Origin of the sequence: Flavobacterium sp. (assembly GCF_047602195.1) — a bacterium.
Lineage (GTDB): Bacteria > Bacteroidota > Bacteroidia > Flavobacteriales > Flavobacteriaceae > Flavobacterium.
This window is the reverse complement of sequence record NZ_JASGHW010000004.1, coordinates 2,687,421-2,713,341: the sequence shown is the minus strand read 5'-3', so window position 1 is coordinate 2,713,341 and position 25,921 is coordinate 2,687,421. Positions and strand designations below refer to the sequence as shown.

The 25,921-nt window shown below is 33.6% G+C and carries 26 protein-coding genes and 1 pseudogene; all 27 read right to left on the bottom strand.

What is annotated here, in order from left to right; all coding sequences use genetic code 11:
• Positions 1-274: 274 nt before the first annotated feature.
• Complete coding sequence (locus QM717_RS18405) at positions 275-886, bottom strand: hypothetical protein (RefSeq protein WP_415039738.1); 612 nt, start codon at positions 884-886, stop codon at positions 275-277.
• A 39-nt stretch (positions 887-925) separates the two neighbouring features.
• The gene (locus tag QM717_RS18400) at positions 926-1,681 is read right to left on the bottom strand and encodes a hypothetical protein (RefSeq protein ID WP_415039736.1); all 756 of its coding nucleotides are present in this window, start codon (positions 1,679-1,681) and stop codon (positions 926-928) included.
• A 58-nt stretch (positions 1,682-1,739) separates the two neighbouring features.
• Positions 1,740-2,246 carry a hypothetical protein gene (locus QM717_RS18395; RefSeq protein ID WP_415039735.1) on the bottom strand — a complete coding sequence of 169 codons (507 nt, stop codon included), beginning with the start codon at positions 2,244-2,246 and terminating at the stop codon, positions 1,740-1,742.
• A 160-nt stretch (positions 2,247-2,406) separates the two neighbouring features.
• Complete coding sequence (locus tag QM717_RS18390; RefSeq protein WP_415039733.1) at positions 2,407-4,080, bottom strand: hypothetical protein; 1,674 nt, start codon at positions 4,078-4,080, stop codon at positions 2,407-2,409.
• A gap of 16 nt (positions 4,081-4,096) precedes the next feature.
• Positions 4,097-5,050, bottom strand: coding sequence for a hypothetical protein (locus tag QM717_RS18385; protein WP_415039732.1), 954 nt, complete (start codon positions 5,048-5,050; stop codon positions 4,097-4,099).
• A gap of 178 nt (positions 5,051-5,228) precedes the next feature.
• The gene (locus tag QM717_RS18380) at positions 5,229-5,531 is read right to left on the bottom strand and encodes a hypothetical protein (protein ID WP_415039730.1); all 303 of its coding nucleotides are present in this window, start codon (positions 5,529-5,531) and stop codon (positions 5,229-5,231) included.
• Positions 5,532-5,680: 149 nt separating this feature from the next.
• Positions 5,681-7,756: a DNA methyltransferase gene (locus QM717_RS18375; protein WP_415039728.1), complete on the bottom strand. Its 2,076-nt coding sequence runs from the start codon at positions 7,754-7,756 to the stop codon at positions 5,681-5,683.
• Between the two features lie 185 nt (positions 7,757-7,941).
• Entirely contained in the window at positions 7,942-8,247 is a 306-nt protein-coding gene (locus QM717_RS18370; RefSeq protein WP_415039726.1) for a hypothetical protein, read from the bottom strand.
• 166 nt (positions 8,248-8,413) lie between these two features.
• Positions 8,414-8,671: a hypothetical protein gene (locus QM717_RS18365; RefSeq protein ID WP_415039724.1), complete on the bottom strand. Its 258-nt coding sequence runs from the start codon at positions 8,669-8,671 to the stop codon at positions 8,414-8,416.
• 529 nt (positions 8,672-9,200) lie between these two features.
• Positions 9,201-10,061, bottom strand: coding sequence for a lysostaphin resistance A-like protein (locus tag QM717_RS18360; protein WP_415039723.1), 861 nt, complete (start codon positions 10,059-10,061; stop codon positions 9,201-9,203).
• 228 nt (positions 10,062-10,289) lie between these two features.
• The gene (locus QM717_RS18355; RefSeq protein WP_415039721.1) at positions 10,290-11,408 is read right to left on the bottom strand and encodes a Fic family protein; all 1,119 of its coding nucleotides are present in this window, start codon (positions 11,406-11,408) and stop codon (positions 10,290-10,292) included.
• Between the two features lie 495 nt (positions 11,409-11,903).
• Positions 11,904-12,425, bottom strand: a complete 522-nt coding sequence (locus QM717_RS18350) for a hypothetical protein (protein ID WP_415039719.1) — start codon at positions 12,423-12,425, stop codon at positions 11,904-11,906.
• 165 nt (positions 12,426-12,590) lie between these two features.
• Positions 12,591-13,097 carry a hypothetical protein gene (locus tag QM717_RS18345; protein ID WP_415039717.1) on the bottom strand — a complete coding sequence of 169 codons (507 nt, stop codon included), beginning with the start codon at positions 13,095-13,097 and terminating at the stop codon, positions 12,591-12,593.
• A gap of 387 nt (positions 13,098-13,484) precedes the next feature.
• Positions 13,485-14,165 (bottom strand): hypothetical protein, encoded by a 681-nt coding sequence (locus QM717_RS18340; RefSeq protein ID WP_415039715.1) that lies wholly within the window; start codon positions 14,163-14,165, stop codon positions 13,485-13,487.
• 178 nt (positions 14,166-14,343) lie between these two features.
• Entirely contained in the window at positions 14,344-15,255 is a 912-nt protein-coding gene (locus QM717_RS18335) for a tetratricopeptide repeat protein (protein WP_415039713.1), read from the bottom strand.
• Between the two features lie 166 nt (positions 15,256-15,421).
• A complete protein-coding gene (locus QM717_RS18330; RefSeq protein ID WP_415039711.1) occupies positions 15,422-15,742 on the bottom strand; it encodes a type II toxin-antitoxin system RelE/ParE family toxin in 321 nt (106 codons plus the stop codon).
• The gene (locus tag QM717_RS18325) at positions 15,739-15,966 is read right to left on the bottom strand and encodes a hypothetical protein (protein ID WP_415039709.1); all 228 of its coding nucleotides are present in this window, start codon (positions 15,964-15,966) and stop codon (positions 15,739-15,741) included. Before QM717_RS18325 ends, QM717_RS18330 begins: the two co-directional genes overlap by 4 nt.
• A gap of 218 nt (positions 15,967-16,184) precedes the next feature.
• A complete protein-coding gene (locus QM717_RS18320) occupies positions 16,185-17,201 on the bottom strand; it encodes a RelA/SpoT domain-containing protein (RefSeq protein WP_415039707.1) in 1,017 nt (338 codons plus the stop codon).
• A gap of 165 nt (positions 17,202-17,366) precedes the next feature.
• Positions 17,367-17,723, bottom strand: a complete 357-nt coding sequence (locus QM717_RS18315; protein ID WP_415039705.1) for a hypothetical protein — start codon at positions 17,721-17,723, stop codon at positions 17,367-17,369.
• Positions 17,724-17,910: 187 nt separating this feature from the next.
• Positions 17,911-18,375 carry a hypothetical protein gene (locus QM717_RS18310; RefSeq protein WP_415039703.1) on the bottom strand — a complete coding sequence of 155 codons (465 nt, stop codon included), beginning with the start codon at positions 18,373-18,375 and terminating at the stop codon, positions 17,911-17,913.
• Between the two features lie 172 nt (positions 18,376-18,547).
• Complete coding sequence (locus tag QM717_RS18305; protein WP_415039702.1) at positions 18,548-19,456, bottom strand: hypothetical protein; 909 nt, start codon at positions 19,454-19,456, stop codon at positions 18,548-18,550.
• A 165-nt stretch (positions 19,457-19,621) separates the two neighbouring features.
• Positions 19,622-20,485 carry a hypothetical protein gene (locus QM717_RS18300; protein ID WP_415039701.1) on the bottom strand — a complete coding sequence of 288 codons (864 nt, stop codon included), beginning with the start codon at positions 20,483-20,485 and terminating at the stop codon, positions 19,622-19,624.
• A gap of 849 nt (positions 20,486-21,334) precedes the next feature.
• Positions 21,335-21,832: a hypothetical protein gene (locus QM717_RS18295; RefSeq protein ID WP_415039699.1), complete on the bottom strand. Its 498-nt coding sequence runs from the start codon at positions 21,830-21,832 to the stop codon at positions 21,335-21,337.
• Positions 21,833-21,993: 161 nt separating this feature from the next.
• Positions 21,994-22,971 (bottom strand): anti-phage protein KwaB, encoded by a 978-nt coding sequence (gene kwaB, locus QM717_RS18290; RefSeq protein ID WP_415039697.1) that lies wholly within the window; start codon positions 22,969-22,971, stop codon positions 21,994-21,996.
• A complete protein-coding gene (kwaA, locus tag QM717_RS18285) occupies positions 22,968-23,549 on the bottom strand; it encodes an anti-phage protein KwaA (RefSeq protein ID WP_415039696.1) in 582 nt (193 codons plus the stop codon). The genes kwaB and kwaA overlap by 4 nt, the downstream gene beginning before the upstream one ends.
• A 637-nt stretch (positions 23,550-24,186) precedes the next feature.
• Positions 24,187-25,139: pseudogene (locus tag QM717_RS18280) on the bottom strand (Fic family protein).
• A 208-nt stretch (positions 25,140-25,347) separates the two neighbouring features.
• Positions 25,348-25,815, bottom strand: coding sequence for a hypothetical protein (locus tag QM717_RS18275; protein ID WP_415039695.1), 468 nt, complete (start codon positions 25,813-25,815; stop codon positions 25,348-25,350).
• Positions 25,816-25,921: the final 106 nt, after the last annotated feature.

Here is a 25,921-nt window from a genome sequence, read left to right as displayed (position 1 = left end):
CAGTCGCAGGTACGTTCAATTCCTTTGTACCGTGATTTACCGTCTGCTACAAAATCGTAGGATGTCCTTGGGGCGCAATGGTCGTCCCGTTTTTCGTATTTGCCCTGACAAATGTTAGGGTGCATACCCATAAGATTGCCAATGCAAGCTGTTTCATTATCGCAATGTTTACAAGCGTTCTCCTGACATTTGGCCACTGGACGGGCGGTAGTCTTTGACGAAGATAAAGGTTTTTATGCAAACACACCATTGGTTTTGCGGCGGTTACAATGCGTTAAGCGGCCCAACTGGATACGTGACAGTAAAATTGCCAACGGTTGTTTATTTTCCTGTAGATGACCGAACTTCCTGCGCCGAAGGTGTCAAAATTGATAAAAACAGTCTTTTTATCTTTCGAAAATAACGGTATCCCGATGCTGTAATACCATCCTTTCCCCAATTTTTTGGTATACAATTCATAAAATCCTTTTCCCGTTCTTTTTCGTTCCTCGATCAGGTGTCGGATCGTATCGATCGAAATGACTTTTAAGGTTTTGCTTTTAATTTCATCTTTATCGTACCTGAAATTTTTTCTCTCTTGGATTTGCCTGCCAACAAAATCCAAATCGTGCTTGGAGAAAATAGAATCACCCGAAAATAGCTTTAGACTATCCGATTTGTTGAAAAAGGGATCAAGGCTTCTGTCCAAAAAATACTGGTACGGCGACGGAACACCTTCGCGCATATCGTGTTTTATGGCTTGTTCGTGTTCGGCGATTACTAAATTTACAATCTCATAGATTTCTTTGTCTGTCACTTCTGCAGCAATCGGAATAGGTTTTTCTTGCTGGTTTTTGCAACCAATAAAGATCGAAAGGGAAAGGAGAGCAATGGCAAAGTTTTTCATGGCGCAGTTTTTTAAATGGCTTGGTTGTCAGTATGACGCTTACTTGATCAGATGAATCGGAATTTTATTGGACTGGATTTTTTGGTCGAAAATAGTGTATCCATTTTCGTTGATTTCTTTCAATTGGTTCTCGTCAAGATTTTTGATCAATTCCTTTTTTTGATTTTCGAGGGTTACTTGAAAAAAATAGTTCTCATTTTCTTTGAAATCATATTTATAGCGTCCTTCAAAATCATCCTCGAGAAAATAAGGGAATGTCCTGTAAAATGTAAAATACCGGGATTCGTTTGGATGGATGACCACATAAGTTGTTTCCCGTTGAAATTCCAATTGTCCAAAATCCACCTTTTTCTTTCGGTAGATTTCGTTGACTTCATTGGTTAACGAATCGGTTGTTCTTTCGTTTAACCATTTCCTGGAAACATAGGCTTGCATGGTCCAGCCCACGGCACCACCAAAAAAATAGGGCGCTAGAATGTCATTGTTGTGATAGACCACAGATTTGATGTTCTTTCTTTTGGATTCAACTTTGTCAAAATTTTTATACAAATACAGCACATAGGTCTTGCTGCTTGAATTTGAAATTTTAACATCGATTTTATTCACGGGCAAACTGTCCGCAATATCGAGAATTGCTGTAATGTAAAATTGATCCGTGTTTTTGGAGGTTGGCTTGGAAATGAGTTCTTTGGTAATTATTTCTATGCTGATATCATTTTCGGCTGTATTGGGTTTGCATGAAAGACACAATATTGAAATGAGGACGGCAGTAATATTTGGAAATTTCAATGTCATGTTTTTGTGTTTTTATGGATTGGTTTTTTAATGTTGTTTTGCGGCGGTTTGCCCGACGTTAAAATTCTAATCCATTCTTCTTGTTTAATCGAAAGCCTTTCCAGCCATCAGGAGGATCAATTTGTGCATTTAAAAATAAGGCATTTTCATTGATCTCGCCTATTAGTACGCCATCAACTCCTAAACGGTTATTTTCCCATAAAAGTTTACCTTCTTTACTAATCGCATAAACTCCTGAAGCGCCGGTGACGAAAAATTTGTCTTCATCGAAATAGATTTTACAAAAATAGCCTTCGATTTCTTGGCTTAAAATATTTTTCTGAGTTTTTAAATCGAAAAGATAAAAATGGTTTTGTATTCCAACGGCAAGAATATCGCCAACAATTAGCCCTTCTTTGAAAGGATTGAAATCATACTCATATTTTATTTCATATGCCACGGGATATTCAGAATCTGCATCAATCATATAGACAGATTCTGTGAATTCGCTTGGTGTATTGTCTGAAAGTAATGTTGACTTTGGCCAAACTGATTCTGGAATTGATGGTGAAAATTTAAACTTCATTTTTAGTTTTTCGCGGTATTAATGGTGGCTAACGTTTCGCCTGTAAGTGGATTTGCGTAGGGGTGAAAAGAGTTCTCTCTGCCAATTGCGTTTTTTTTGAAGAAAAACGTCCTGCAAACACAAAACCCAGCAATGGCTGAAACGGCGTTATACACAGTTTTTATTCTCTATATCTAATGTCATTTGTAATTTTATTGTAAAGACTTAATGTATCATTATTTTTATCTTTCAAGAGTTCCAAAATCAATTTATGTTCGGCAGGACTGTAATTGAAATCTTTATCCTGAACTGTCCAATACCAATCTTCTACAAATTTTGAATTATTGCTAAAGTCGTACTCTATAATTGAGCTTAATATCCCTTGTCGTGTAAATGAACCTTTTGTTGGATTTTTCTGAAATTCTTTTTTAAAAATTTCATTTGCTTTTTTACGATCAATTTGAATTAACATATCGGTTACAAAATATTCGAATGGCCAGGAAACATGCTCATTAGTCCAATAATAATAGTAATTTTCAAAGACTCTTTTTTTATCGGGATAATTCAGAAATCTTTTGTATTGTGAAGCCAAGATAAAACTTATCAGGTATTTGTGTTCCAGGAAATCTTCTGTTTTGAGTGTCTGATTATAAATTTTAATTGAATTGGGATTGAGTATATCAAATATTTCTTCCATACTCAACTGATTGACAACGATTTTTAAAGCATTTACTTCTCTGTTTGAATCTTCATTATCTCTATAATCAAATTTTCCTAATAATCTCTGGCTGTAGGGATATGTATGATCAATTTTCTGTTGACTTTCTATATAGTTGATTAAGTCGCCACTGCTACCTCTAGAACCCTGAATTAACTGATCGTAACTGCTATTTCTGTAAAAATATTTTTGCGTCAGAATCAATATTTCTAATAGCTTTCGTGGCTCATTAATTAAAATTTTGTAATCTTCTGAAGAAAGCGTTTTTAAAAACTTCCACTTTGCTAAGTAATTGTTGTTGCAATATTCTAAAAAGGTTTCATAATCGTTTGATGTATTAAATGTTTTGTTATAGATAATCTCATAACACTTTAATGAGAAATCTTTATATGAAATTTTTTTGAAAACGTAATTGATTCCAATTACATCGTCATTCTCTTTTGTTAACTTTTTTTGGCTATAGATGTAGTGATAAGATGGAATCTTAAAAAAATCATTTTCATTTTCGTAGTACGATTGAATTAAATTTGTTTTTTCTTCTAAATCTGGGTCAAATTGGGATATATATCGTAATCCCAAATAAGAAGTTTGATTTTTTTCAAGCACCATTTTTTTAGCAGCATTTAATATTTTGGCATTCCTAATACTGTCATTATTGTTTTGATAATAATAATCGGCATGATAAACCCAGTATGGCAGAGAAGATAAATAACCCAATCTATTGCCTTCACCTTTATTTATTATTGTCAAAATGGAATTAAAATAATTTTCAGGCTCTACCTTTTCAAAGTCTATTAATTCTAAATCACTATTAAGTTGGTCCCAAACTCCAGCTAATATAACATTGGTTACATCTTCATAGTGCACAAATTTCACTCCTGTGCTTTTTGCGCATGATGTTAAAAACTGACTGTCTGTATAATCGATTAGGTTGTTATCGTGGATTATATAATCAAATTCCCCAACATTATATTTAGGACAATCTCTCAATAAATTTTTAGTCTGCTCATCTGAAATTTTAATTACTTTTTCTATTGCCTCCTGATAGGTCTTGGGATAGACCTTTTTTTGCAGATTTGTTTGTGCAAAAACGGTACTGGTAAGAAGTATCAAAAACAAAAGTTTAATTTGGCTCATAAAATAGGGTATAACGTTATGCGCATTTGCGCAGGAACGGAAATAGGAGCAGAGTTCTCTCTGCGATGATAAAATTTTCTTGGTTCGAACAAACGTTCTTGCCCAATAAAACCAGCGCACTACGCCTAACGGGATTTGGATAAAAACCGATTTTGTTTTTTTCATTTTGCTGAACTGAAAGAGGAACGGAATATTCGTATATTTTATTAGCCATAAAATCAGAAACATATAACTTATCTTGGTGAAAGTAAAACCCAGATGCTTTGATGCCTGTATCGAAAGTTGTGAGCGGCGGATCAATTTGTGTGAGATCTAAAGTCGAAATAGTTGAAATATCTTGTTCGGCAAAATATAAAATGTTATTTCTAACCGCCATGTCGCCATTAACGCCAAGAAGTCCATTTTTTACAATTATTGGAACCGGATTGGAGTCAGTAAAATCAATTTTTGATATCCTACCTAAAAAAAATTGAGAATAGAATAAATAATTTTCATGTCGTACTATACTTATAGGGCCCGTTAAATTATTTACGAGAACGATCGGAATCGGATTTGGTTGCGTTATGTCGATTTTTGAAATCTTATTCATCTCACTATAATAAAGAAAATCCCCGTGCAGGAATATTCCTTTTGGATTGTTCAAATCTGATAAAATCACTGTCACTGTGGGCGACTGTTGCATAATATCAACCTTTGAAATTTTATTTCCGTAAAATTCCGTAAAATATAAAATAGTTCCATCAAGATACATATAATCAGGTCGGTAAAGACCTGTGATATAAGGTTCAGGAATGGGGTTAGTTTGTGACAGATCAAGTTTGGAAATCCGATCAATCGAATTTTCGGCAACAAACATTGTATTTCCCGAGAGTTCCATTCCCAAAGGCCACGTTACGTTGGAAGTAACGATAGTTTGTGCTTTAATCGTAAGTGTAAAAATTATCGCTGATGCAAAGTATATTTTTTTCATAATGTCTGCAATAATGTTTTGTAATGTTTGCTAACGTTAGGCCGGTAAGAGAAGTCGCTGAGAAAGCGAACCGAGTTTTCTCTGCCAAGATAAAACTTTGTTCGTGAAAATGAAAGTTCAATCCGCTAAAAACCAGCGCACTTCGCAAATGCGCGGTTAGTCGCTGCCACTGACAAAGCTATTCTTCTTTCTCTGATTGCTGTTTATTTTCAATTTCTTTCTTAAATGCTTCATCAATATCGGGAGTTGCATCAATTCTTGAAAGAAAGGCCATCGTTCCTTTAGTTTTCCAAATTCTATTCGCGAGTAAGATTCCTATAATTAGCCCCAAAATAACGATTCCAACCGCGAGATACATTTTTGTTGAATTTGGGTTTGGAAAATATACAATTGAACCAATCAAAACGCCAAACAATAGAGGTGAAGCTACAATTTGCAGCCAACCTATAACTCCGACAATTTTCTCAAATATTTGCGACATTATTTCTACGCACAGTTTGGTGGTTGCGACTAACGTTTCGCCTGTAAGCGAATTGAGTTCTCTCTGACGAATATAATGTTTCTTCGTGAAATAGAACGTTATGATCTGAAAAATCTAGCGCTTGCTTAGTTGCGCTGTTATATGTCGCACTAACATTCTATCCCGATTGTTTCGAACAGTTTTGAAGCATTAATCATCAATTCGCGAGTTTGACCTATATCTAAAGAATATTTTGAGGAATAAACTAACGTTTGAGAGCATACAATAACAAATTTATCTGCAGAACTCAATCTCCGATTTATATTTTCAAATCTCGCAATATACTTATCACAAGAATCAAAAATTAATTTTAAAACGTTTTTAATATCCGTTTCAAGGTAGTCATTACTTATATCTGTTTTTTTGCAAACTAATATCGCGTCAATGTTTATTGGATTTTTCGCAGCCTGCTTTGGAGAGGCAACATCCATTTCGGCCTTTACTGGGTGAGAAGCGACAATTACAAAATTAGCTAGAACGATTGCTTCATAAATAGCAATCCATCCTTCTATTTTCGAATGATGAAAACTAAAAGTAAGTAATCCATCCTTTTTGACAACCCTGTAACATTCACGAAAAATTAATCCAATTTTTAATGCAAATGATATCGAATCTTTATCTTGTACTTCATTTATATCAGCAGAGTTTTCCTTATTAAAATATTTATATTCTTTTCGTAGGCCGATATTAAGCCAGGCATAAAAGAAATCACTTAATTCACTATAATGGATGAAGTCAAAGTATGGTGGATCCGTGACAATTGCATCAACCGAATTGTCAGGGATTGGGAGTTGTGCGCTATTTCCATTTAAAACTAAAGCATCGCAATTATAAAAGGTTTCCCAATCATTCGCTATTTTGATGTTCAATGAATTACTACAAACGACTTTGTCTGTAATTCTTTTTTCATTTAAGTAATGGACTTTTAAGTCAAAGGGATGATCTAAATATTCTTTGGCCTTTATCAATTTGCTTTTGAAAAGAGTAGAAAAGGCTCCGCTACTTTTTGTAGTTCCCCATGGGTTATTTTCTAGTGGAATTCTTTCTGGTTTCAAAATATGATTTGAAAACAGATGTCGCACTGCGCCAGTGCCTTCTCCTTTAAAAGAGCAGAACAGATTATTAAATTCAAGCGTGCTGCTGAACAAAGTAATAAATTGTTCTCTTACTTTTTTATCTTGGATTTGTAATATTCTTTTATATAACATACCCAAACATAACAGTTGTCTTGTGTTAAAAAAATCTCGCCAATTCAAATAGTTATATCCTCTAGCTTGATCGGTATTGTGACCTTTTCGGACTTGCATGTTGGGCAAAGGAAGTTCATTTTCAATTTCTTTAAATCTTTTTTCTGCCTGGGCGTATAATGCTAAATCATATTGCGAAGGTTTAAGATATATTTTTTCACCTTTTTGATTTAGCGCAAGTATTGCAAAGAGTTTGTGCTTAGGCGGATTAGCGGTTTTATTTATTATATCTTTTATCTTATGTGATTCACCATTTTTGTCATAAACCAAGCTTCCTTTAACTCGCCCCTCTTGAGGATTAAAAGTTTTTTTGCATAGACGGCATAATTCACTTATTGAATCATATCTACATTTAAAAATATCTCCACAATTTGGGCAGACAACTTGCGCATGCGGTTTTTTATTCGGATATGCATTTTTACTAAAGATATACGAGCTGTGCAATAGTATCTTTTCATCATTAACTTCGACTTCCTTTACCCAAAAATAATATAGGACATCACATTCAAAACCGTCATTTAGTGTTTTGTAGAATTTTTTTATCTCCTGTGAAACATCGGTTTCGATAGACTTAAATTCATTTTTTAATTCATCTAAACCTACTTTTGTTAAAGCTTGAGTAACTAAGAAAGTGCTAACAGGATTTATGTCGCAGCCAATAACTTTGTAACCGAGCTTTAGTGATTCACCTAGTGTTGTTCCTGAGCCCATGAAAGGATCTAAGACAATTTTTTCGGGATTTTCGAATGTTGAATTATAAAAATCGGGCCATTCATTCTCAACAGTACCCATCACAATTGAGCGAAATACAGATCCCAAACGTTTCGCCCACCATTTATGTATGTGATAAATGGGGCGGTTAATCTCTTTACGATAGCTTTCTACTTCTGCAATGTTATCGATGAATTCGAATGGGAAGTCTTTCTCAATTGCTTTCATTATCGCATAGATACTTTAGGTCCAAGCTCTTTTTTTAATCTGCAAGCAATGAAATGGTGCGATTTGTCGGCATTTGAATTTTTACCTGTATGAGAAAGTAGTTTTCTTTTTTTTATTGGTTTACTATCATGGCTCACTTCTTCAGCACAATAATCGCAATATAATTCAGTCAACTCAATTTTTACTTATGAATTTGTCCTTTTTATTACACCACTATAATAATAGAATCCACCATCCGAGGCTGAATAATAAGTTTTTTTGCCAACTTTACTTATGGGATTTTTATCTAAAAACACGCTGTCATTTCTAATTTTTAAGATATTTTCATGATACCATTTTTGGCTAGGTATTTCATTTAAGTAATTTTCACAAGTGTCTTTCTCATTTTTTTGCCAACAGATTTTTTCATAACCAATAAATGTCTTCTCAGCGTTCTTTTGAGGAATATCTAAAATAGCAATAAGTAGGATAAAAATCTGTATTGTTCTCATTTACGAAAGAGTTTTTGATTATTGCTGCTAACGTTAGGCCGCTTCACGCCGTTGCCGATCAAAGCGGACTGAGTTCTCTGTGCCAAGATAGAACTTTCTTCGTGAGAAACGAAAGTTCAACTTACCGAAATCTCGGAAATGGCTTGAAACGGCGGTTGAGCGACGTTTATTGGTTTAACCTTTTTAAGCTTCTATTCAAACCTTCAACAATAGCTTCTTTTCCTAAGATTATTCCCTTTGTGTCATCGGTGAAATTTATATTTCCTTCTTCAATAAGTTTGTCCAAGTTACTCTTAGTTATTTCAAATCCAGAAACGTCTCTGCTGAAAACGAATGAAGTTTCAAAACCTAACTTATTTTTCTTCAGCATTAAGCCGCCAATATATTCATCAGAAATATCGTAAGCCAAAAAAGATTTTTTCATTACGATTACAAGTTTCAATCTTGTTCTTCCAATAAGAGATTAATTCTTTGATTTCGATTTTTGTAATTTCATATGCTGACATTCCCGTCACATCATTTTCGAGTTCCAAGAAATCAAATAGAAAATAGCTGTCAAATACACTTGATATAATTGGAACACTATCAATTTTTAGCCAACAATCCTGATGTCCCGTGCCCAATTCGTCAACTATAATTCTTATCATGTTTACAATGTGTTTCTGAAATGTCGCTCGACGTTAGGCCGCTTTGTGCAGTTGCTGATTAAAGCGGACCGAGTTCTCTCTGCCAAGATAAGACTTTCTTCGTAAAAACAGAACGTCCAATCTACCGAAAACCAGCGTGTTCTTCGTTGCGCTGTTAGCGGTTCGGCTTTATTTTCCTATTCCGTTATTCAATAAGTCAGTTCGCTAATTGATTTTGTAATTTCTGATTTAACTTTTAGTAATATTCTGTTTCAATAAGCATAATTAAGCATTATCTTTTGATAGAAATGTTTAATCAACGCAACATTATAATTCAGTTTGTTTAGTTTTCCTTTTAATTATCTTACCTTCTTCATTGGCGCGATTGTATAAGAATATACCGATTGATAATATAAAAAGAACCGTTAGGAAAGAACCCTCAATGCCGATGGCGCCACCAGTAAATATTATCGGACCTTCAAACCTTGATTTAATAATAGTTCCCATGTTATTTAATCCTGTTAGATTCGACCCATAAAAGGGTTGGGCAAAATTCCAGCCAAGATGAAAGAAAAAAGGCAACCAAATTCTTTTTGTATAAATGAAAAGCATAGACAGGGTAAACCCCCAGCACAAATCAAAGAAAAGGCTAAATAGGTTGGCATTGGGATTGAAAACGTGTGATGTTTCAATTAACATAATAATTACTAAGGCAATGTGAGTGCCAAGCCATTTTTCTAATTCACGTAAAATTAATCCTCTATGAAAAAGATCTTCGATTAATGCCGCAACTACTAATGTTGTAAATAATCTTATGGGATAATTGGCGGTCGATATTTCGATGAATTGATAATATCCTAATAAATAGAGAATAAAGATCGACAATGAGATGGTTAAAAATCCTAATGCAAAACCCCCAAACATTTCTTTTGCTAAATACTTTGCAGAAAGCTCCTTTATTTCTCTTTTATCATAAAAACGAAACAGTAAATAATAGCTAAGTAATAAAGTAAAAAATGAAATAATATGGATGAATGGGTCGGCAATATCTTTGTCTTGAATTAACCTGTAGAATAATGGTTTTAAAATAAAATTTTGGGCTCCTACAAAAATTGAAAAACAAATAGTTATTGCCAGAATAATTTTTGTAATTGGGAAATACAAGATTTTTTTGATTAACTGATTCATGATTGATTGATTGATTTAAGACTTGACGAAGATGACGGGAAAATGTTGCAAAAAAACCGATTTTAATTTCTGCTTTTTTAAGCTGACCGCTAACGTTAGGCCGCTAAGCGAGGTTGTCGATCGAAGCGGACCGAGTTCTCTCTGCTGAAGATAGAGTTTTTTTGTGAAGGAAAAACGTTCTAGCCCAACAAAACCAGCCGCTTCGTCTTAGCGGCGGTTAGCGGTAGTTTACCCATTGAACAAATCAAGGTACTTTTTATAGATATATACTTTTCCATATTTATTAGTTTCATCAATAGGTTTAAGTATGTCTAATTCAACGAATCTATCAATTAACTTTGTAGCGCCTGGCCGAGTAAATCCCATTGTATTTATAGCCATTGATATTGTTATCAAAGGATTTTTGTATAAAGACTGCAAGAATTCTACTCCACTAGTTGCTTCTCTTTTGCCAAGTCCTTGTATTTTCCTCATATCTTCTTCTCTCAAGGCAGTAATCTTAGCAGATGTTTCAATACTTTGTTGTGCAGTCTCGATTACACCATCTAGAAAAAAATGTAGCCATTCATCAACCTTATTGTTGTGATATGCGTTTAACTTATCGTAATATAATTGTTGATTTCTCTTAAAAAAACTACTTAGAAATAAAACTGGCTTTTCTAAAATTGCTCGCTCATATAAAAATAAAGTTATTAAAAGACGTCCAGTTCTACCATTACCATCTAAAAAGGGATGTATAGTTTCAAATTGTGCGTGTAGAATTCCAGCCTGTAAAACAGGCATAACTGAATCGTCATGAATATATTTTTCAAAATCACCAAGAGCTTTTTTCATTGCATCCACTGGCGGTGGTATATATAAAGCAGTTTGTAGAGTTGCACCACCAATCCAGTTTTGCGATGATCTAAATTCTCCAGGGTCAGCAAAGTGAGTTGAACGCGCTTCTATCATTAATTCTTTATGAAGCTCCTTTATAAATCTTAAAGAGAAAGGAAAGTCCTTTAATCTTGCAATGCCATAGTGCATAGCTTTTATATAAAAAAGGATGTCATTTGCATCCGTATCATTTACATTAATTCCAGCTTTCATTTCTAGAGCATCCATCATCGTGGCTCTTGTACCCTCAATCTGAGCAGAGTTTGTTGCATCTTTGATGACATACATATTTAAAAAGAAATCAGAGTTAGGTAATATATGTGTGATACCATCAAGCTTTCCAATAAGTCTTTCAGCTAATGCAGCTTTAGTAATAATATCTGTTGAGAATTCTGTTAATTCTTTAGGAGGAAAACTATCTGGAATAAATGCAGAATAACCTTCAGTTTGTTTTACATATTTACCTAACATATATTTTTAGTTTACATTTATATCACAAATATAAACTATTTCTCTATTTAGTTTACATGTTTGAGCTCAATGTAAACTATTTTATAATTTTTATTTTGAAGATTTACTAATTTACCGACAAACTTCTCAGTAAATTACCGCTAACGTTAGGCCGCTAAAGCGAATTTGTGAAGCCAGCGGACCGAGTTGCTTCAGTCGAAGATAGAGTTTTTTCGTGAAGAAAAAACTTTCCGCAACTACAAAACGAACAAATTAGCTTAGCGGCGGTTAGCTCGCAGGTTGCCGAGCTTTTAAAACGGCAAATTTTGCGTTAGCCAAAGATTGCAAAATTTAAGTTTGGAAAGCGTCGCAATTTGCAGCTAACGTTTCGCGCAACTACGCAGGCGCGGTCAAGCGAACTGAGTTCTCTCTGACGAATATAATGTTTCTTCGTGAAAGTAGAACGTTGTAGCCCGGAAAATCAAACGCTTGCTTAGTTGCGCTGTTAGTAGCCGTTTATTGACTTATTTCAAAAATTTGTAACTCATAGTTATCTCCATTTAAAACATAAGATTTTTCTAAAAGAATAATTTCTTTAAAATTTCCAGGAATTAAATCAACTACATAATATTCCAAAGGATTTTCATTTTTTAAAAGATAACCGAATTCATAGTTGCCAACTTTGGCTTCCAATGTTTGACAAGCTTTAGAAGAATTGTAAAACACTCTATATAAGTCATAATTGTCAGTTAGTTTTTCGTTGTCTACCATTGAGCTTTCCCATTTTATTTTTTGGAATTTAAGACGGTCATTTTTTATTAATCCAATTCTTTCTAACTCAGATTTTATTTTTGAGTGCTTATCAGAAATTAACTGCGGCCCAATTTGCTCCAATGAATCATTTTGAAATTTTGAAAATTCTTGATCATTGTAAGAATTTCTGAACCTTAGTTCGCCTAAACAATTTAATCTTAATTTATGCGACTGTGAGCACGAACACAAAATACCGATTAAGAAAATGAATGGTAAAGTTCTCATATAGTGCATACGGTTTTTAAATGGCTACTAACGTTAGCTCGCTAGGCACGGTTGCGGATCAAAGCGAACTGCGTTCTCTCTGCCAAGATAGAATTTTCTACGTGAACGAACAACTTCCAGCTACCCAAATCTCCGCAATCGCGACCTAGCGAGGGTTAGTGGCGGTTACTTTAAATACCACGAATTCTCAAACAAATCCGTTAATTTTCTTGCCGGATTTCCTTGATTTTCATTTTGAACTTTGGAAATTTCTTCGAAAGAGAATTTCTTTAAATATGCTAAATTCTCTAATTCTTCATCGCCATATCCTCCTTGTAAGAACATTATTTTTGAAACGTCACCAATTTCATTTATAATTTCAGTAAAAATCTCATTTAGGTTATCTGCATACTCATTACCTTTCAGATATAGACTGGAAAATCGATCATAAGATGTAATACAAATTACTTTTTCATATATATTAATGGAAAAGCCATAACCTTCATACGAAACATATCCAAGATGTTTAATTTCTTGATCAATGTTATTCATTTGCCAAGAATTATTTTCAAAGCTTTCTATCTTCTTTAGTTTTGATAAAGAATTTTTAAAGGTTTTGTCCAATAAAGATTTTAGATTCTGTTCGTGTAACTCAATCTTTTTGGACGTAAAGCATTTTATAGAAGTTCCCATTTATTGGATGTTTTTTGTAATCGCCACTAACGTTATGCCGCTAAAGCGAATTTGTGAAGCCAGCGGACCGAGTTGCTTCAGCCGAAGATAGAGTTTTTTCGTGAAGAAAAAACTTTCCGCAACTACAAAACGAACAAATTAGCTTAGCGGCGGTTAGCTCGCAGGTTGCCGAGCTTTTAAAACGGCAAATTTTGCGTTAGCCAAAGATTGCAAAATTTAAGTTTGGAAAGCGTCGCAATTTGCAGCTAACGTTAGGTCGCTAGGCGAATTCTTGAAGCCAGCGAACCGAGTTTTCTCTGTCGAAGATAAAACATTCTACGTGAAAAATGAACGTTCAACTTACTGAAAGCGAAAGCAATTTGCCTCGCGGCGGTTACCAGAAGTGCTCTACTTTATTTGATGAATCTTGTTATAGATATATTCAAGAACATATATTTTATCAAACTTACTTTCAAAACTAGAAATAGGCTCTTTCCTCATTATGTACGAACTTTCACCAGTTTCATTTATTACTAACAAAAGCCAAATTTGCCCATTTACATTTTCTCTATAGCTCGGGAGTTTTTCCTCTTTATTTCTGATTGAAGATAAAATTTCTTCGTCCGATATTCTTTTCTGCCACCAAGCACCAAGTTGCGGATAAATAAAGAAGAAGTCGTCTGGATTCCAATCTATATCATAAATTATTGGATTTTCTAAAGTATTCGCATTTACAATACATTCTCGAATTACATTTTTTACAATTTCTTTTAATTCATTTTTGCGATATAAACTATGATCAAAGTTTTCATGAATATAGCATGTTGCGAAAAACGGAAGCAATTCAGGATTTTCATTTTGTAATTCTTCTTGGGCTAGCACAAATATATTTTTTAAATATCCTTCGCGCTCTCTTGCTTTTGAATTTACGATGATTTGATGTTCAAGTCCAATAATCTCATTTTGCTGTTTTAAAATAAAATCAGGTTTCTCAAAACTTTTTTCTATCTCTAGATTTTCGAAATGACTCAAAAATTTCTCGACATAAATAGTTTCAATCTTTTTTTTTGACGTTGAATTTTTATTCATGTTTTTGTTTTTACGAACGGTTTCTCAGCATTTCTGGTAACGTTTCGCGCATTTGCGCAAACGCGGCGCAAGCGGAAAGAGTTTTCTCTGCCGAAGATAGTGTTTCTTCGTGAATTCTAGAAGTTCAACCTAACGGAAATGAGCGCTTTGAGTAAATGCGCTGTTACTGGCAGTATTGTTAGGAATTTAGCTTTTGATAGAATTTAGATTTGGCTAGGACTTTATCAATGCTTTCTTGCCGGTCTTTCTTATCTGTGTTTTTATCTTCATAATAGGGTAAGTAAATTTTTTCGTTTAAAAACAGAATGTAGAATCTAGTAATTGGCTTCTTACGAGATTCATCTATTTCTACTTGATAATTTTTAAACGCCTTTTCATACAAAGATTTTAATTCTGACTTACTATGCTTTTTTTGTAATGATTCTATAGCCAATTCGATTATTCCAGCATCAGAAAGACAACCAGGTTCAAATAAGTTTGGAATTAATATAGAATAAGCTTTTTCGTAATCATTCAATCCAATATATGACTTCGCCATTAAATATTTATATTTTGCTTGATCTTGATAATAACCGTTAAGGCACATATATCTGATCGTATAATTTTTGCTACTTTCTAGATAAACAAGAGCAGCGTTATATTCTTTATCCATCACCGCTATCTCTGCAAGATGAATTGCTACCCAAAACCTTGCGCTCATTTCACTATTATTTGAGCTAAAATTTAGACTGTCTCTAGTGTTATATATTTTTAGAAATTCCTTTTTGGCGTTTTGATATTCTCCAATTTCATACTTAATATAAGCTTTTCCAATGATTGCCTTATATATTAATTTTGAATTTGGAAAACTATCAATTAGTTTATCATAATACTCTTCCGCGTTTGACAGAATTTGGCGTTTTGTTTCTTTAGCGAAATTAGATTTTATAGAATCTTTCTCTTTAATTAAAATATTTAAACTTGTATAGCCGAGTACATTTTCAATAGTGTATGCTTTGTCTAAAAGATTTTCTTCATAGGTTTGACTTTTGTTTTGTCCAAAACAAAACAATGTAATTGAAAACGATATAATAAAAAACGTGATTTTCATACTTCGTTCGTTTAATATTGCCAGTAACGTTTCGCCTGTAACCGTAGTCGCGGATCAAAGCGAACTGAGTTCTCTCTGCCAAGATAAAACTTTCTTCGTGAATCAACAATTTCCGGCTACCGAAATCCCCGCGATTACGGTTACAGGCTGTTAGCAGAAGGCCAAGTTACTTTGTTCGTTTAATTTTAGAAGGATTTTGTCTAGCGTCAAAAACATCTGCAATTTTTATAAGCTTTGCTTTCGAATCTACAGAGTAAATTATCTTGTAACTTTTACAAACAAGATAACGATATTCATTCTCACGATCTAAAAGTAAATCTTCGCGCTGACTTATTTCTGGATTAGAAATTAACTTATTCGGTTCTTCGATAATTTTTTGAATGAGATTTTTCGCAACATGTAAACTTGCAAATTCAGAATAGTATTCAAATATTTTATCTAATTCAATTTCTGCTTGATCAGACCAAATAATTTCGAACTGCTTCATTTGTATTTCGCCAAAAGTTGAGCGCTTGTTTTGAATTTACCAGTTTTGAAATCATTTTCAGATTTATCAATTCTTGAATTCAGTTCTTGAATTGACATCGGTTCCACAGATTTCTCCTTTATTGATTTCTTTTTCAATAAATTTTCAAACTGAGAAATTACTTCCTCGCTTTGCAGCTTTAAAAACTCTTGTACAAATTCTATTTTTCTAGTTTGCAAATCCATGATAAAATATTTGAATTCAAATTTACAAAATATCTAATCTCACGAATGTTAATTTTTTTGACAATCTTTCAAGGCTTTCTGCTAACGTTTCGCCTATTTGCGCAGGAGCGGAAATAGGAGCAGAGTTCTCTCTGCTAAGATAAAACTTTCTTGGTTTGTAAAATGTTTCAACTTACCAAAAACCAGCTCTTGCGTAAAAAGGCTGTTGTGAGCAGTTCTTACTGTTTTACTAAGCTATGACAACCCTTTTCAATATAATCAATGAAATCTTGAGCATCAGTAAAATAATTTTTAAATGCCATTCGAACTTCAGAACTCGTATCAGCTCTAACCAAAACAATATCTAGTTTCGGATTTTCTTTTTCAAGTTTAAAAAGTTCTTTGATTGCGTCTGTCGCATCGCGAAATAAACGAATTTCTAGATCCCGCTCTTCGTTAAATATTAAGATTGAATTTTTATGATCTAAAATTTTAGTATTCGGAGTCGCATTTAGACTTTTTAAAGTTTTGAGAAATTGCAATTCTGTATCGAGTTCTACAAATTGATTTACTAACTCGCGATTTTTGATTTCAGGAAGTGGTCCTTTTGTATTTTCAAAAGCTCGAGCTAATATTTCGCTAGCAAGTACCATAATCTTCTCATATCTTTCGTCGCCTCTTTCGAATTTGGGTTGATTGGAAGTAATAATTCCTATGATTTCAACTGTGGTTGCCCAAGCATGTTGAATTAAAGTCCTGTATTGAATCTCTATTAATAAACCCTGTAAACCTTTTCCAATTTCGGAACGAACATTATAACTATAAACATCGTGAATTCCACGATAACCAGTTTTCTTAGGTCTTTTTATGTAATCATATTTGTCAACGTCATTTTTTCTTCTGTGAAGAAAGCGTGCTTGATGAAGTTCCGATCGAAATTGATAAAGTTCTTCGATTGTGCCAAAAATTACTCTACAGCCGGCAACATCGTCCATCCTCGATAGTTCCATATCTGGAAAACGCGTTAGCTTATCAAGTATAGTATTTTTACGTTTATGCCTTTGCGCGACAACAATTTCTTTATTTCTTGTTCTTGTACGCAAAATAGCTTGAAATGTATTTAAGACTGCTCTATGAGCTTCGCGCCAAATATCAACTGTTCTGGATGCATCGTTATCGAAAATATCTACTTTGATTTTATCTCCAGCTTTATTGACTTTTGTTTTAGATCCTCCAGGATATTCTTTGTACTCCATGATATTCGTTTTTCTAGAATTGCTCACAACGTTAGGCCGCTAGGCGAAGTCGCGGCCAAGCGGACTGAGTTCGCTCTGCCGAAGATAACATTTTCTTCGTGAATACAAAACGCTGACGCTACTGAAAACCAGCGTACTTCGCCTAACGGCGGTTATAAGAAGCCATTAATCATATAATAGATTTCCAAAATGAAGATTTATTTGGTTAAGCATAACCTCTATAATAGAAACTAATATCATGATTTTGGTAAAATTGTTAAAATAAAAATTTGATTTTTCACTGGTATCTTGATTATAATAGAGAACAGATATTACAATCGAACCAAAAAGACATAAAGCTCCAGTAATACAAATATTTTTGATTATGCCAAGTATTAAGAAAATCGGAGTAAAAAGTATTTTTTTTAAAAATGGATTTTCACTAGTAATAATTTCCTCCATGTTTTTTAGAGAAGAAGTTATACCAATATAAATAAAGAATAAAAATTTTCTCGTTGATTCACTCTTTAGTAGTTTTTCCATTCTAAGGTGATGTCGTTTTACGATCGTTTCTATGGTTTCTTATAACGTTAGGCCGCTTCACGCCGTTGCGGATCACAGCGGGCCGAGTTCTCTCTGCCGAAGATAAACTTTATTCGTGAAACCGCAACTTCCGACTACCGAAAACCCCGCAATGGCTTGAAACGGCGGTTAGCGGACGGCATTTGCCCTATGGTTTGAAATCAAATCTTGAGAAACTCTTAGTTTCAACATTACCATGCTCATCATAAGTGAAGGTTGTATCGGATTCCATTTCTAAATGCGTTTCCCATAAAATAACTTTAGATTTTGGGAAGAAATATTCGATTCCAGAATCCGTTTCCCTTTTCAAATTGGTATAAATTCTATCTTCCTCATGATTTGCGCTCCAAATTCCTATAATTGGAGTCCCAAAATTTGGATTAAAATAGACAGCAGTATTATTACTGTTAAAATTCAAAGTTTCTAAATTCCTGTTTATTGTATCTATGATAATTGTGTCTAAAACATTGTCTTGGTATACATATTTTGAATATCTCCATTTTTTCCAAGTAATAGATTCGAAAATTTCATTTGCTTGATTTGAGCTAGTCTTTTCCTCATTATCACAGGAGATAAAAAGAAAAGGAAATAATAAAAATCCTATTTTTTTCATACGCTATTTTACGATTAATTTTCTGATGCTGTCCGCTAACGTTTCGCCTGTAACCGTAGTCGCGGATCAAAGCGAACTGAGTTCTATCTGCCAAGATAAAACTTTCTTCGTGAACTAACAATTTCCGGCTACCGAAATCTTCGCGATTACGGTTACAGGCTGTTACTAGCAGTTACTTTAATTTGAATGTTTTAGCAATTGCTTTAAACGCTTCCAAGTTTTTCTTTTGATCGTTTGAAGCTTGGCCAACCAGCAAATAATATTCAGATTTATTGTATAGCATCACTTGATAAACCAACTCGTCTTGCGAATTCTCATTTTTACCATCTGCAATTATTTCATAGCCGTTTAGGTTATCTATGGTTATTGAATTGATTTCTCTAACTTTAGTGTTTTCACCGTTTGGAAGTTTTTTTAATCTATCGATTGAGTATTGCTTATGATTTGAATCAGGAAACTTTCCAACAGACGGGCCGACTATGAGAATCCCTTTTTCAGTAGGCAATTTTCCATCTTCACTGTAGAGTAATGAACCGGAAAGATATTTTACAAATTTATACCCGGTTTCTTTGGTGTCGATTGAAAATTTCACCGCGTCAAATGGATTGTCATTTTGAGTTTCACTATACGTTGTTGAAAAAAGCGAAGCTTTAATTTCATTTTCAATTTCTTTGGCTGATTCTGGATAAATGCCATTAATCATAATGGTTTTAGAATCGTCTCCAAACATTAATATTTGCTTTAAGTATGTAATTCCGTTAGCTGCTTGACTAATTTTGAAATATGTTGCTTCTTTCCCATTAAAGCTTACTTTTTCTTTTGATTTTAAAATCATTCCTCTACTTTTTAAAGCTTCTGCTGTAAAGCCATCGCGCATCTCAAAATATGACGATGGTAATTCAGAGACCATTATCGAAGCACCATTACTTACATTTTGGAAGCCACTAAAATTTGATGCAGTTGTAAAACCTTCAGGTGGAGTCAGGCTACATTTCGTACCGATTACAGAAATTTGATTTTGCGCATTTGTGGATCCGATTAAAAAAAATATAAATGTTAGAGTAAGGATTAATTTCTTCATGATACTTCCGAGGTGTTTGTTTGTAATTGCTAGTAACGTTTCGCGCAGTTACGCAGGAGCGGAAAAGCGGACTGAGTACTCTCTGCTAAGATAGAGTTTCTTTGTGAAGAAAAAGCGTCCAGTCACGAAAAACCAGCTCTTGCTTAACTGCGCTGTTGTAGGCAGTTAGTATTTGATGGGTTTATGCAACATCCAACCTAATTCTATTTTCCTCCATTTATTGTCAGGTGAATACATGCTATTAACGATGTCTTCAACTGGTTTGGTTATAAATTGCGATCTATTTATATATCCAATAATCTCATTTGAGTAAATAACTTTATCACCTTTCAAAAAATTGACTCTAACCTTGGTTTTAAAATTACCACGATATTTGATTATAGCTGTGGCTAAATAGTGTTTGGGTTGAACTCGATAATTTACGATTGAAGCCGCTATACCGCATCCAGGCATTTGATATGTAAATTCGATAGGTTTCCATTTATTATCAATATCCAAAGCTTCTTGTATTATCAATAATGGAGTCATTCCAAAATACAAATCGGATTTAGAATTGTTGTAAATTAAAACGGGATAAGATTTTAAATATTTCTGTTTTAACGAGTCTAGTTGTTTAAAATATCTAGGGAATAATTTTTTCTCGTAATCTGGTTCAGAAATATTTGGTTTGGGTGCGGATTTTTCTTCTTCGGTTGGACCAGCGATTTCTCGGTATACAAAACCACGATTTGAAAATGCATATGACGTATCTATAATAACTTTAATTTTTTCGTAATCCATTTTTGATTCACTATCTTGTTCTACATTTTTCATGTTATAAAAGTATCTCATCTCTTCTATATCTGAAATAGTGGTTGTATCGTCAATAAAATTTACAGCTAATAAAGGCGCTTGACTTCTTAGCATTATTTTGGAATCGATAGCTATAATCGAATCGTGTTTCTCAACTTCCAATCTTGGCAAATCATTTTTCTTTCCCGAGCAAAAACTGAGAATAAGTAAAATAGATATGTAAAAAACAAGTTTCATAAGAGTAGTCTCTGATGGTTTGCGAATTTCTAATTGCCTACAACGTTAGGTGCATTTGCGCAGTCGCGGAAATGCGAACTGAGTTTTCTCTGCCAAGATAAAACTTTCTTCGTGAAAAAGGAAGTTCAACTTACCGAAAACCAGCGCACTGAGTAAATGCGCGGTTGGCCGCAGTATTCTAATCATCAATATACCAACGCTTTTCTTGTGACAAGTAAATACTGTAATCCCAAAAGCCAGAAAAGTAACGTATATGATAATTTGTACTGATTGAATCTGGAAAATATGCAAAGGACTCACTATATAAACCAAATCTTGAAATTGGTAAATTTGAATTTTCGATTTTAGGTAAGTGATTAAACTTTAATTTGTACTCGTCAATTCTCGATATTAATTCTATCGCTTTGTTTCGATTTATCTTTTCTTGGAGTTTCCAAGTTAGAACTCCGCAAAGGACAGCAAGTAAACAACTGAGAAATAAAAATCCAAATCTTTTTCGAAAGATTAGTTTTTCGGAAATAATCGACTATTAGTGATCCTGTAAACGTTAGTATGCAGAATACAATAATCATTATTGAAAACCCATTGAATAAAATTGTATTAGTCGCCGCAATAAGAAATACTAGAATAAAAATAATCCCAAATATTAGATATTTTTTTATCATAGGTTTAAGTTTGAGTTCTAAACGACAACAGTACGCGGAATATTGCGGCCAACGTTAGGCCGCTAGCCGCAGTTGCGAGAAAGCGGACTGAGTTCTCTCTGACGAATATAATGTTTCTTCGTGAAAACCGAACTTTCCGGCCAGAAAAATCCAGCAATTGCGGCTAACGGCGGTTATATGCTGGCTAATATTTATCTAATAATTTTGTTTTAATTTTCCCAATACAGTTTGCCGATGTTGTATTATATTTTTCATAATATATCCAATATACTGTCTTGTTTGAAAAGCTTCTGACTAATCGTATTTTTTCATTATCGAGGGTTACAAGTATTTCAGATTTACCTGTATTTCTCTCAAACCATGATGATTCAATATTTTGTAATTTGTATTTTATTGAATCATTTCTAACAGAACGATTGTTGATAATTAACATCGGAGATTTACTCATTTTGCTTGCTATTTCTGCTTGAGCAACTTTTTCTATAATCGTTTTCAAACTCGCTAGACTAATTCCGGAAATTAAAAGTATAGGCAAACAAATTTTAAATGATTTATAATTCCATAATTCTTGGATTGTTTTGTTATGCAATTTGGCTGCACCAATAAGAACTGCAACAACAAAAAATGAAGTAAAAAATGTGAATACAAAAAAAGGAATTATTTTTTCTAAAATTTCAATCATTATCTGGATGTTTAAGCTAGCATATAACGTCTCGCCTGTAAGCGAATTCGCGAAGCAAGCGGATTGAGTTCTTTCTGCCGAAGATAAAAATTTCTTCGTGAAGAAACAACTTCCTACAACCAAAAACGAGCGCAATTCGCTTACAGGCTGTTAGTTGCAGTTTAATCTTCCTCGTGAATTTCTGATTTTTTTTCACTTTCATAATCTAAATCTGTCAAATGAGATTTTAGAAAGTCATCATTTAAAATTCCTATTGTTAGAACTTTTGAAACATCTGTATCAAGTACAATTGTATTGTTTTCTTCATCAATTCGTATGCGACGACGCAATCTTTCAGTGTCTAAAACAAATTGAATAATTCGCTCTCTCGCCAATTGTAATACTGGTGATTCAGGATTTATTTTTAGGATGCGCTTTGCATATTTTACGTTACTTACAAAATCAATTAACTCCTGAATATTCTGAATTAAATTTAAATTTTGGATAAGTTGAATTTTTTCAACCGCTTTACGAATTACTATTTCTTTGTAACCATAACTGTTCGTTAATGTTTTTAGGCTATTCACGATTAAATTTTCATTGACATATAGAAAATCTATAGCTGTGTTTATCTGTAAAATATTTTCATTTAGCTTTTCAAAGCGATTTCCAACAGGAATCAAACCAATTACTCGATCTCGCCTGATTATGGTAACGGGGTAGACATGTTTGTAAATTGTAAAGTGTCTGTTTTGGTTTCCAATTGTTACTAATAATGCTTTGACATTTTCAATGTCATTATTATTGAATGAGAAGTTCGGGTAATCGTGCCAAGGATCAAAATCTCCTAGCAAGTGTAATTTTTCTGGAAGCTCATCCAAGTCATAATAGAATGCGCTATTGGAAACTTCGTTTGCTGCTGAAATATTTGACATTGCAAATTCTTCATCATTAAAAAATCTATCATTTATGACGTTAATAAAATCTTCCTTTAATTCGGCAGCTAATTCTTCGCTAATATCTGCTTCTCTAATATCTTCTTCAATGACTATTTCGCCATTTTGTTCTATTTCCCTACGTTCCACCAAGTGAATTTTTATTCCAGTAGGGTCTTCTCCATTTATGACCGATAGAAATTCTCGTAATTCTTCTAAATTCATGTTTGTTTAGATGTTTTGTTTGAAAAATAAATGTTGTCACCAATAAACTTATATTCAATCCAATCTTGTTCTTTAAGGCTATCTTTCGAAATCAAAATAATATTTTTCTTCTTGTTTGTTGTTACTTTATAGATATGGTAACCTAAAATTGCCAATGTGGGATTATTGTAAAACATATTAGTTTTTACGTATATCATGCCGATTATTACAAGTACCAAAAAAAGCATAAGTCCATTTCTGTCTTTTGCGAGATTGAAATCCAAATCGAACGTGAGTAGAGGAACAACATAAGTGACTAAAAAAGTTAAATGTTCCCAATTTAAATTATCAATTTCCACTACTTGTTCAGGTAAAGACTTTGCGCCTTTGATTATATATTTGAATTTGTAATAAAAAATAAAGCCCGCAATTACAAAAATTAGACAGATGGCGGGGATAACATTTAAAGACAGCAGTTTTTCAAAGCCGATAAAACTGCAATTTTCTCCATAGCAATAAGGAATGTCAATCTTATTTATAAGCAATAATAAGAAAAGTAGCCATAGAGACAAAATGTAAAGTTGGATTTTTAGTTTCATGGTACCTATGTTTTAAATTGCAACTAACGTTTCGCGCAACTACGCGGGCGCGAAAAAGCGAACTGCGTTCTCTCTGACGAATATAATGTTTCTTCGTGAAAATAGAACGTTATAGCCTTGAAAATCTAGCGCTCGCTTAGTTGCGCTGTTATATGGCGGCGCACCAAAATAAATCTACACGCAATGCAATTTTTTTAAACCTAGGAATTTTAATTTTTAGGAAAAATGCCCTTTAGTTGACAAATCTTGCTGGAAAAAATGACAGAGAAACTCGACAAAGGAATTGACAAAGAAACTCTACAAAAGTAATTCGACAAAGTTTTAGTTTTGAATTTCTGCAATCCAGAAGGAACGTTCTATTTTAGACTAACTTGCTCGTTGGCACTAAACACCCCTGCTTGGATTCTACGCAAAGAAATTAAAAAATTGACAACAAGATTCAAACAACAACCGATGAGAAATTTCAATTTTGACGACGAAGTTCAGCGCTGTCATATAACGTTAGGCCGCTTTGCGCAGTTGCTGATCAAAGCGAACCGAGTTCTCTCTGCCGAAGATAGAGTTTTTTCGTGAAGGAAAAACGTCCCGCAACCACAAAACCCAGCAATTGCTGCAAAACGGCGGTTATTTGCAGTAGCTACACTTTTCTATAAATAGTTTTGTTATCTTTCCCTTCTTTTCGAAAAGAAGATTTAATTCGACAGCTTTTTTCAAATCTCTAGACGCAGTAGCGGTAGAAATGCCCTTAAAAACATTCATATAATCTTTTCTTGAAAATTCTATAGATGAATGGCTTAAAAAATATTCAATCCTATCTATTTCTTTCATCGTTCTATTATTGAAAGATAAAAGTTCATTTAAAGATTCCGCAATAACCTTAAGCATATATTCGATAAAAAGAGTTGAATTTCCAGCCTTGTCGCACAAAGCCAAAACTTTATAATATTCACTCTGATTTTCACTTATCAGGGTTTCGAAAGGAAGAAATTCAAATACCGGATATTTCTCCATTAGAATTACTGTTTGCCACAATCTTCCCATTCTTCCATTTCCGTCCATAAACGGATGAATAAATTCCATCTCATAATGAAATACGCAACTTTTTATTAGATGTATTTCTTTGGATTTCAAATATTCAAATAAATCTTTCATTAGAAAAGGCACATTTTCTGATGGTGGCGCAACGTGTGCAACCTGCGATCCTTTTACAATCCCAACATTCTTATTTCTATATTTTCCAGGATTTTCAATTAGATTCTGCATCAAAACCTGGTGCGCTTTCAAAAAGGTTTTCTCGGATGATGATTTATACGATTCAAGATTGCCATAAACCTTAATCGCGTTTAGAACTTCAACAATATCTTTCTCAGGACCGATTACTTTTTTATTCTCGATAAGCGCAGTGATTTGTTCCTCACTTAATGTATTTCCCTCAATTTGAAGCGAAGAATGAATCGTTTTGATTTTATTCTGTTTGCGTAGGGTAGGAGATTGTTTATTGAGATAATTTGCATTCACTTCCCCAATCATTTCAGATATCGAAGTAATTAACTCTAAAATATTTTGATTTAACTCATAAGGTGGTTTCATTCCGATGCTATCATTTGATGCTATCAAAGATAATCGTTTTTGTGTTACGTTAGCTCTGGCTATTGCAAATAACGTTTCGCCGGTAAGCGAAGTTGCCGACCAAGCGAACTGAGTTCTCTCTACCTAAGATAATGTTTCTTCGTGAAACCACAACTTCCGGCTACCGAAAACTCGGCAATTTTGCTTACCGGCTGTTGGCCGACGTTGCTTATTTTGCTATATAGCCAATTTCTTTATTCATAAAATCATCAATATCTTTTCTTGTTAGCTGAACTTCATCGTATTTTCTAGCGATTACTTCTAACGTTACATCTTTAAAACGGATGACAAAATGTTTATCATTAATAAATAAGCTATCATTATGCCGAGTATGGGTTCTATTATTTAGCATTAATTCTTTGACCCATTTTGAATTAAAAACTTGACAAAATTCATAGTATTCTATTCCTGGAATTTTAGAAAGCAATCCAACTTCATCATTTGGATATCCATATTTGTAAACGGTAAATTCGAAATTCAAAGCATCAATGACGCCATCTTTTTCTTGAAGCAAAACGAACAAATTTTGCTGGTTTGAGATAACAAAATTATCATACATAAACTCATAATCTTTCTCAAGACTTATAGGTTTTGCATGTTGATCGGGTGATTCTAATTTTATTCCAAAAAATCCCATTGTTATGAATTGTTAATGTTTACTCCGGCAATGTTGGCCAACGTTTCGCGCAACTACGCGGGCGCGAAAAAGCGGACTGAGTTCTCTCTGACGAATTTAATGTTTC

Bases quoted from the DNA above. Each gene is read 5' to 3' on its own strand.
- QM717_RS18375 (WP_415039728.1), bottom strand. From the start codon at position 7,756: ATGAAAGCAATTGAGAAAGACTTCCCATTCGAATTCATCGATAACATT.
- QM717_RS18360 (WP_415039723.1), bottom strand. From the start codon at position 10,061: ATGAATCAGTTAATCAAAAAAATCTTGTATTTCCCAATTACAAAAATT.
- QM717_RS18355 (WP_415039721.1), bottom strand. From the start codon at position 11,408: ATGTTAGGTAAATATGTAAAACAAACTGAAGGTTATTCTGCATTTATT.
- QM717_RS18295 (WP_415039699.1), bottom strand. From the start codon at position 21,832: ATGATTGAAATTTTAGAAAAAATAATTCCTTTTTTTGTATTCACATTT.
- kwaA (WP_415039696.1), bottom strand. From the start codon at position 23,549: ATGAAACTAAAAATCCAACTTTACATTTTGTCTCTATGGCTACTTTTC.
- QM717_RS18385 (WP_415039732.1), bottom strand. From the start codon at position 5,050: ATGAAAAAAATATACTTTGCATCAGCGATAATTTTTACACTTACGATT.
- QM717_RS18345 (WP_415039717.1), bottom strand. From the start codon at position 13,097: ATGGGAACTTCTATAAAATGCTTTACGTCCAAAAAGATTGAGTTACAC.
- QM717_RS18300 (WP_415039701.1), bottom strand. From the start codon at position 20,485: ATGAAACTTGTTTTTTACATATCTATTTTACTTATTCTCAGTTTTTGC.
- kwaB (WP_415039697.1), bottom strand. From the start codon at position 22,971: ATGAATTTAGAAGAATTACGAGAATTTCTATCGGTCATAAATGGAGAA.
- QM717_RS18335 (WP_415039713.1), bottom strand. From the start codon at position 15,255: ATGAAAATCACGTTTTTTATTATATCGTTTTCAATTACATTGTTTTGT.
- QM717_RS18390 (WP_415039733.1), bottom strand. From the start codon at position 4,080: ATGAGCCAAATTAAACTTTTGTTTTTGATACTTCTTACCAGTACCGTT.
- QM717_RS18400 (WP_415039736.1), bottom strand. From the start codon at position 1,681: ATGACATTGAAATTTCCAAATATTACTGCCGTCCTCATTTCAATATTG.
- QM717_RS18370 (WP_415039726.1), bottom strand. From the start codon at position 8,247: ATGAGAACAATACAGATTTTTATCCTACTTATTGCTATTTTAGATATT.
- QM717_RS18275 (WP_415039695.1), bottom strand. From the start codon at position 25,815: ATGGGATTTTTTGGAATAAAATTAGAATCACCCGATCAACATGCAAAA.
- QM717_RS18330 (WP_415039711.1), bottom strand. From the start codon at position 15,742: ATGAAGCAGTTCGAAATTATTTGGTCTGATCAAGCAGAAATTGAATTA.
- QM717_RS18395 (WP_415039735.1), bottom strand. From the start codon at position 2,246: ATGAAGTTTAAATTTTCACCATCAATTCCAGAATCAGTTTGGCCAAAG.
- QM717_RS18310 (WP_415039703.1), bottom strand. From the start codon at position 18,375: ATGAAAAAAATAGGATTTTTATTATTTCCTTTTCTTTTTATCTCCTGT.
- QM717_RS18325 (WP_415039709.1), bottom strand. From the start codon at position 15,966: ATGGATTTGCAAACTAGAAAAATAGAATTTGTACAAGAGTTTTTAAAG.
- QM717_RS18350 (WP_415039719.1), bottom strand. From the start codon at position 12,425: ATGAGAACTTTACCATTCATTTTCTTAATCGGTATTTTGTGTTCGTGC.
- QM717_RS18405 (WP_415039738.1), bottom strand. From the start codon at position 886: ATGAAAAACTTTGCCATTGCTCTCCTTTCCCTTTCGATCTTTATTGGT.
- QM717_RS18305 (WP_415039702.1), bottom strand. From the start codon at position 19,456: ATGAAGAAATTAATCCTTACTCTAACATTTATATTTTTTTTAATCGGA.
- QM717_RS18365 (WP_415039724.1), bottom strand. From the start codon at position 8,671: ATGAAAAAATCTTTTTTGGCTTACGATATTTCTGATGAATATATTGGC.
- QM717_RS18315 (WP_415039705.1), bottom strand. From the start codon at position 17,723: ATGGAAAAACTACTAAAGAGTGAATCAACGAGAAAATTTTTATTCTTT.
- QM717_RS18320 (WP_415039707.1), bottom strand. From the start codon at position 17,201: ATGGAGTACAAAGAATATCCTGGAGGATCTAAAACAAAAGTCAATAAA.
- QM717_RS18340 (WP_415039715.1), bottom strand. From the start codon at position 14,165: ATGAATAAAAATTCAACGTCAAAAAAAAAGATTGAAACTATTTATGTC.
- QM717_RS18380 (WP_415039730.1), bottom strand. From the start codon at position 5,531: ATGTCGCAAATATTTGAGAAAATTGTCGGAGTTATAGGTTGGCTGCAA.